The organism is Nitrospirae bacterium YQR-1 (assembly GCA_039908095.1).
Lineage (GTDB): Bacteria > Nitrospirota > Thermodesulfovibrionia > Thermodesulfovibrionales > Magnetobacteriaceae > Magnetomonas.
In genome coordinates this window covers 219533-226706 of sequence record JAMOBJ010000002.1, presented here as the reverse complement: position 1 = coordinate 226706, position 7174 = coordinate 219533, and the positions used below count along the sequence as shown (strand labels likewise).

Annotated in this window: 6 protein-coding genes; all 6 read left to right on the top strand. The window is 39.9% G+C overall.

The window, feature by feature from the left end; all coding sequences use genetic code 11:
* The first annotated feature begins 266 nt into the window (after nucleotides 1–266).
* The 6 genes from H7844_02850 to H7844_02825 all read left to right on the top strand — a co-directional run bounded on the left by H7844_02850 (nucleotide 267) and on the right by H7844_02825 (nucleotide 7080).
* Nucleotides 267–1886: a SpoIIE family protein phosphatase gene (locus H7844_02850; protein MEO5356219.1), complete on the top strand. Its 1620-nt coding sequence runs from the start codon at nucleotides 267–269 to the stop codon at nucleotides 1884–1886.
* Nucleotides 1883–4528, top strand: a complete 2646-nt coding sequence (locus H7844_02845) for an ATP-binding protein (GenBank protein MEO5356218.1) — start codon at nucleotides 1883–1885, stop codon at nucleotides 4526–4528. Before H7844_02850 ends, H7844_02845 begins: the two co-directional genes overlap by 4 nt.
* Before the next feature lie 299 nt (nucleotides 4529–4827).
* The gene (locus H7844_02840; protein MEO5356217.1) at nucleotides 4828–5172 is read left to right on the top strand and encodes a hypothetical protein; all 345 of its coding nucleotides are present in this window, start codon (nucleotides 4828–4830) and stop codon (nucleotides 5170–5172) included.
* Nucleotides 5173–5316: 144 nt separating this feature from the next.
* Nucleotides 5317–5592: an AbrB/MazE/SpoVT family DNA-binding domain-containing protein gene (locus tag H7844_02835; GenBank protein ID MEO5356216.1), complete on the top strand. Its 276-nt coding sequence runs from the start codon at nucleotides 5317–5319 to the stop codon at nucleotides 5590–5592.
* Nucleotides 5593–5599: 7 nt separating this feature from the next.
* Nucleotides 5600–6793: a mercury methylation corrinoid protein HgcA gene (hgcA, locus tag H7844_02830; GenBank protein ID MEO5356215.1), complete on the top strand. Its 1194-nt coding sequence runs from the start codon at nucleotides 5600–5602 to the stop codon at nucleotides 6791–6793.
* Complete coding sequence (locus H7844_02825) at nucleotides 6790–7080, top strand: 4Fe-4S binding protein (protein MEO5356214.1); 291 nt, start codon at nucleotides 6790–6792, stop codon at nucleotides 7078–7080. The genes hgcA and H7844_02825 overlap by 4 nt, the downstream gene beginning before the upstream one ends.
* Nucleotides 7081–7174 lie beyond the last annotated feature (94 nt).

Here is a 7174-nt window from a genome sequence, read left to right as displayed (position 1 = left end):
CCCTCCATTATTGTTTTTTTCTTATTTATTAGCCACTTATAGCCACTTCACGCCATTTTTTACGCTGAACTTCCGTTTTAAAACTCACTCACTCTCGATTGAAACATACAAGGGGAATCAGGGAAGGTGTCGCTTTCTCCTTGCCGCCTCGTTACTCTTTTGACTGCTACTTGGTATTAGTCGATTGAATGCAACTTGGTATAAGGAAAAATTTAATCTACGCAATCTGTTATAATAAGCGAGTTTACTTTACACACAGGTGATTTATGAATTTTTTTAAAAAAATTGGATTTAAAGGCATACTCGTATCAGTATTGCTTATAATGAATGTCTTGATGACATTTATATACGCCGGTTATCTCTATACCAACAATAAAAACCTCATAATGAAAAACATAGACGACAGGCTTTTAACCGCTGCTTATGGTTTTAAGTTTTACGCCGGCCCATACCACGATGTAATTTCAGGAAAGCATTTTGAATTTGACGGAAACACGGTTTTTAAGAAGAAAGACTCCATCTCTGAAGATGAGTATAAAAGACATATTAAGCAGCTATTAGGGTTTTCCGAGAAAATTGAAATCGAGGCTGTTTACACATTGGTGTATGAAGATGGAAAGTTCTATTTCACACTGGATACTCCGTCAGCGGATGAGTTTGCAAGAGGAATTATAACCCCGTTTTACTATCAATACGACAATGCAAGTGTGAGGCTTAAGGAGGCATACCGCAGCTCAAAAATATGTTATGACAACTACCGTGATGAGTGGGGAATGCATCGTTCGGTGTTTTTGCCTGCCGTTTCAACTGACGGCCGAAAATATATTATCGGAGCGGACATCAAGCTAAAAGATGTTCAGAGCAGCCTTAAAGCAGCCCTTATTCAGTCAATCTCTATAGGAATAGTTTTTCTTGTTGTAAGCATATGGCTGATTTATATAATTTCGTCAAAAATTTCCAGAGCTTTAAGCAGTCTTTCCAAAGCCACAGGGGAAATAGCCATGGGTAATCTGGATGCGAAGCTCCCTAATATCCGGCTTGGCAAAGAATTGGCAAATCTTACCGATTCATTTGAAAATATGAAGACCTCTCTTAAACACTACATCAAGGAGCTGGTAAAAAACGAGGCGGAGAAGCAATTAATCGAAAACCAGCTTAAAATAGCCCATGATATTCAGATGGATATACTACCGGAGGCACTGCCTGCTTTTCCACAAAAAGGAAAGAATTTTGACCTGGCTGCTTTTATCAAGCCTGCCCAAAAAGTAGGCGGCGACCTTTACGATTATGTTTTAATTGATGATGACAGGGTGTTTTTCACAATAGGGGATGTCTCCGGTAAGGGGATAGCCGCCGCCATCTTTATGGCTGTCACCATGACTCTGACAAAATCTGCAGCCGATCAGGGGTTATCTCCCGGGGATATACATACAGAGGTTAACCGGGCGCTTTCCTTAAACAATGAAACCAGTATGTTTGTAACCATTTTTTCCTGCATATTAGATACTCAGACCGGTCTGCTTCATTACTGTAACGGCGGCCACAATCCACCAATAATTATGGATGACGACGGTAAGGCGGCATTTCTTAAAACAGACGAGGAAATACCTTTAGGCATAGGGGAGCATACTTTTACAACACACAGCATACAATTAAAACCTCATACAAAAATATTTTTATATACCGATGGAGTTACGGAGGCTGAGAATATAAACGGGGATATGTACTCAGAGGGCAGATTGCTGGAGGCTGTCATACAAAGCAATTCTAACACTGTAATGGAAACAATAGATAATGTTTATGCAGACGTTTTAGCTTTTTCCGAGGGTGCTGAGCAGTTTGATGACATCACAATGCTGTTCATTCAATATTTGGGTAAGATATGAGAGAAGCTACGCAGAAGTACACGGGCGGCTACGTCAGAGGATTAATGGAAAATATTATAACAAATGCAGGTAAAACTACAATAGTTAAAGGGATTTTGGTCTGGGGATTAATTATCTCAGCACTTACCCTTTGTAAGTTATTAGGTTATTTAGTGTTTCATACATTTGCTGAATTGTTCTGCACAGCTATAGCATTCAGCATTTTTGCTCTTTCATGGAATACCCGCCGGTACTTGCAAAATAATTACTTGTTCATTATTGGAATATCTTATCTTTTTATCGGCAGCCTGGACACTCTGCATATGCTCACATATGGAGCTATGAAAATAGTTCAGGTCAATTCAGGAGTAACGGTGGAAATTTGGGTGGCTAACCGTTATATTGAGAGCTTTTCTCTGCTGATTGCTCCGTTGCTTTTACATGTACAAAGAATCAGGACATTTATTGTCTTTAGTGCTTACCTCATTGTAACACTTTTGATTTTTAGTTCAATTTTTGTATGGAATAACTTTCCAGTCTGTTATGTGGATGGAGTGGGCCTGACTGCATTTAAGAAAAACAGCGAATATATAGTCAGTTGTATTTTAGTACTTTCGATAATTCTGTTGTTTAAAAAAAGAAGGTTTTTTGATAAAGATGTCTTGATATTAACAGCTATGTCTTTGTCCCTTGCGATACTGACTGGGCTTTGCTTTACCCTTTACATTGGTTTGTACGATACAATGAACATGATTGGCCACTTTCTAAAAGTCTTTTCTTACTATTTTATGTATAAAGCAATAATTGTGACCGGAATGAATAGGCCCTTTGACCTTTTATTCAGAAATCTGAAAATAAGTGAGGATTCCCTTCAGAAAATCAATGCCGAACTCGAGCAAAGAGTAACAAACCGTACCATTTTGCTTGAGCAGGAAATCAAGGCACGCATATACATTGAAGCGAGGCTTGCACGTTTAAACCGTGTTTATGCTGTTGTCAGTGAAACGACCCATCTGATAGTGCATGCTGCAGATGTTGATGAGTTGTTAAATAAAATTTGCAAGGTAGGAGTTGAGCACGGCTCCTTCCTTTTTGTAACGATAGTTAGATACAACGAGGATACAAACAGCATTGTACCTGTAGCATTTAGCGGACACACGGATGGTTTTATAAATTCAATAAATCTTACGTCAACGTGTGAACAGGATGAGTTGGATCCAATAAAAAAAACAATCCAAACCGGCTCTCACTTCATTTGTAACGATATTAATTCAAATGAGACTTGCACTACATGGAAGGATGAGGCACTAAAGCTTGGTTATCAGTCATACGCTGCATTTCCGTTAAAAGTATTTGAAAAAAATGAAGGCGTCATAATGTTTTACTCAGGGGATTTGAATTTTTTCAGTGAGGAGGAAATCCACCTGCTTGATGAATTATCGGGAGATGTTTCATATGCGTTGGAAAATATGGAAAGGGAAAAAATTAAAAACCAGATAGAACAACAGAACAGGGCATTAGAAGAGAAACTTATCCGCTCTCAAAAAATGGAAGCAATAGGGCAGCTTTCCGGTGGAATTGCACATGATTTTAACAATATTTTGTTTTCAATAACAAATTACATATATCTTATACATAAAAACATGGACAAAAGTAATCCTTTAAGAAAATACACTGAAGGAATACAGTTAGCCTCTGAAAAGGCGGCAAACCTGACAAAAGCCCTTCTAGCCTTCAGTAGAAAACAGATTATTCAACCCAGAGCCGTTAATTTAAATGATATAATATTACAGATTGAGCCGATACTCAGACGCCTCATTACGGAGGAAGCAGAGGTCAGAATTGAGCTTGTAAACGACACCCCAAACATAATGGCTGATCACTCTCAAATTGAACAGGTGCTTATGAATCTGGTAGCAAATGCTAAGGATTCAATGCAAGGTGGCGGGATTTTAGTTATTAAGACAGAAATAGTGCAGCTTAACATGCCCTACATTGGTAACAAACTACATGATGTTAAAGGAGCATATGCCCTTTTAACCGTATCAGATACCGGATGCGGGATGGATACAGAGGTCGTATCAAGAATTTTTGAACCCTTTTACACAACAAAAGACGTGGGAAAGGGAACAGGTCTGGGACTTTCCACCGTTTATGGAATAGTAAAACAGCATAGTGGTTTAATTAATGTCTATAGTGAGAGGGAAATCGGTACAACGTTTAAAATATATTTCCCTCTGACCGGTGTTGAAGCCGAATATGTGAAAGCGCCGGAGAGAATTGAGGTCAAAGGCGGAGATGAAACAATCCTGGTAGTGGAGGATGAGTTTGAGGTAAGAAAAATTGTATTAGAACTCCTCAGCGATATGGGCTACAAAACAATGGAAGCAAATGACGGAGAGGCGGCTGTTGAAACATATAAAAGGTACAACGGAAAAATTCATATGGTTATACTGGATGTTATAATGCCGAAAAGAAACGGTAAGCAGGTTTACGATGAGATAAAAACTATAAAACCCGACGTGAAGGCACTGTTTATGAGTGGATACCCTTTTGATGTTCTTTCAGGCAGAGGGATAGTGGTAGAGAACCTTGACTTCATATCCAAACCGATAGCGGCTGAGGAGTTTTTAACAAAAGTGCGGGAAGTTCTTGATAAGTAAAACTTAACGGCTGCTCTACCGTAGCCGCTTTTCAGAAGATTTTGACAGCCTCTTTATTATTTTTATTACAATAGCGATTAAAATAAAAAACAACAGGTAACCCGCAAGTTTTACAAAAAATGTGGAAAATGCCGTTGACAATACTATTTTAATAAAATTAAAAGACATGCTTTATCGTACCAGTATTTATAACATTTGTCAAAAAACCTGGGTAATAGTTCGTATCATTTCTCAGATTGCAGATGTTATAATACCACCGGAAAAAATCTGTTAAAAAAATACAGAGCAGGAGGTATTAAGTGAGAAAGTTTTTTGTTTCCATTTTATTGTTATTTGCAACAGTTGTACCTGCCACTGCCGGGCAATTTGAGAAAGATGGCTACATCATAGACCCAACTGTAACTTCTGAGTGCCAGGGTGAGAAATGCGACGTCACCGTGGCTGGAACGGTATCGGGCAAAGCCACTTGCAGCATATTGAAAGTGGATGTCCGGGCCGTAGATAATAAGGGGAAAGAAGTGGTAATTAAATCAGGCACAAGCAGAAGCGAGGGGCCGACTCCGTTGCATGGTAAACTATCAGTGCCAGGGGCCGGTAATATATGGACTGTCCGGAGCGTTGAAACAGAATGCGGCTGTGAGTAAGGTTTCTTTGTAAATTCAACACTCTTTATTGATTACTATCAAGAAAATGTAAAAAAATACTTGACAACACTTAGAATTATCAGTATAATAAGTAATATCAGTTAAATCAGCAAAGCATGATTGATTCTTAATAAGAAAGGTGTTGTGAAGAAAGACAAATTTTCAGTAAAAGATGATTTGGGAGTATGTTTGATTGACACATGTTGTAGTGTTGAGGCCATAGTCGGTATTGATGAAAGGGGTCAGATGGTGCTTCCAAAGGATTTACGTGAAAAAGCAAAAATCAAGGGAGGGGATAAGTTTGCAGTAAGCATATGGGAAAAGGATGGAGATATTTGTTGCATCACTCTGACCCGTGTGGAAAGTTTGGTTGATACGATAAAGGGACAGCTTGGCACTATCGTTAAGGAGGTAACTTAACAGGGCTATGGAAAAAGATAACTCACCGGAGGCGGCAGATATTAAAAATAGAGCAAAATGTGCGCCGTCTCAGGGCGGCACAGTGTGTAGTTGTAGGGCAGAAAAATCCGAACCGGTACAATTAAAACAGGTTACACCGGAAATCGTACAACACAAGAGATGGATAACCGGAACTGTTAGAACTCCTATGGGTGTTATCTATGCGGTATCAACTGAGATAACAAAACAGGAAATCTTTGAGCATCTCATGTGTAGAATAAGCGGCTTTAGAAAAAGCTACATGGTAACTCCAGGACTCTATGCTGCAGGAAATCCCGACAGTCAGTCACATGTCGTAGTTACGGCAAATTATAAGCTCTCATTTGATAAAGTCAGAGAGTCACTTGCTGATGAAAATGTGTGGATACTGGTGTTGGACACAAAGGGGATTAATGTGTGGTGTGCAGCAGGGAAGGGAACATTTGGAACTGCGGAGCTGATTAACAGAATTATAATGACTCAATTAACGTCCATAGCAGGGCACAGAGAAATCATATTGCCTCAGCTTGGCGCTCCGGGCGTCAGCGCACACCAGGTTAAACAAGCCACAGGGTTTCAGGTACTTTACGGCCCTGTCTATGCCGGAGATTTAAAGGATTATTTTAAATCAGGGTGTGTGGCGTCAAAGTCTATGAGGAAGGTGCGCTTTTCAATGATTGACAGATTAATCCTGACACCTATGGAGATAATTCCTGCAATGGGTATATTTGCCGTTTTTACAGTGATAATTTTTTTGTACTTCGGGCTGTCACTATCGGGCATTAATTTTGCTGATGCCTTTAAAGGAGCGTTTCCATTTATCGTTTTATGTTTCACTGCCATACTTTCAGGGGCTTTAATAACACCGGTGTTACTGCCTGTCATTCCGTTTAAATCTTTTGCCGTTAAGGGCTGGTTAGCGGGCATTTTTATGGTCTGGGTTTCAAAGCAGTTATTTTCATGGTTAAACACCCCGGCCCCTGAGCTGACATTTTTAACGTATTTGATGTTTCCAATGATAAGTTCCTACGTGGCTTTGCAATTTACCGGATCTACTACTTTTACCGGCATGTCTGGGGTTAAGAAGGAGTTGAAGTACGCCGTACCGCTCTATATAATAACGGCAATTATGAGCATCGCTGTGCTGGTACTCTATAAGGCAAACCAATGGAGGTTATTATGAGGTATCTGTCAAATGTGTCAACATTAGAATTTTATTCCGGCAAGTGCACCGGTTGTGGCATGTGTGTAAATGTGTGTCCTCACGAGGTGTTTGAAATAAGGGAGGGGCAGGCCGTTATCATAGAGCGCAACAGATGTATGGAGTGCGGCGCTTGTGTAACCAATTGTGCCTTTGGAGCTTTAAGCGTTGCACGTGGTGTGGGATGCGCTGCCGCCTTGATTAACAGCATGATAAGAGGGGGCGAGCCGACCTGTGACTGTACAACGGAGAGCTCTGGATGCTGCTAGTTTTTTTTTGTAAATGTCAAGTTAACCCCCATCCGTGATTTTTTATGTAAACGCTTTTCGGTCTATATATTGTGGGAGCAGGGCTCTGTAGTCA

Bases quoted from the DNA above. Each gene is read 5' to 3' on its own strand.
- hgcA (MEO5356215.1), top strand. From the start codon at position 5,600: ATGGAAAAAGATAACTCACCGGAGGCGGCAGATATTAAAAATAGAGCA.
- H7844_02850 (MEO5356219.1), top strand. From the start codon at position 267: ATGAATTTTTTTAAAAAAATTGGATTTAAAGGCATACTCGTATCAGTA.
- H7844_02845 (MEO5356218.1), top strand. From the start codon at position 1,883: ATGAGAGAAGCTACGCAGAAGTACACGGGCGGCTACGTCAGAGGATTA.
- H7844_02825 (MEO5356214.1), top strand. From the start codon at position 6,790: ATGAGGTATCTGTCAAATGTGTCAACATTAGAATTTTATTCCGGCAAG.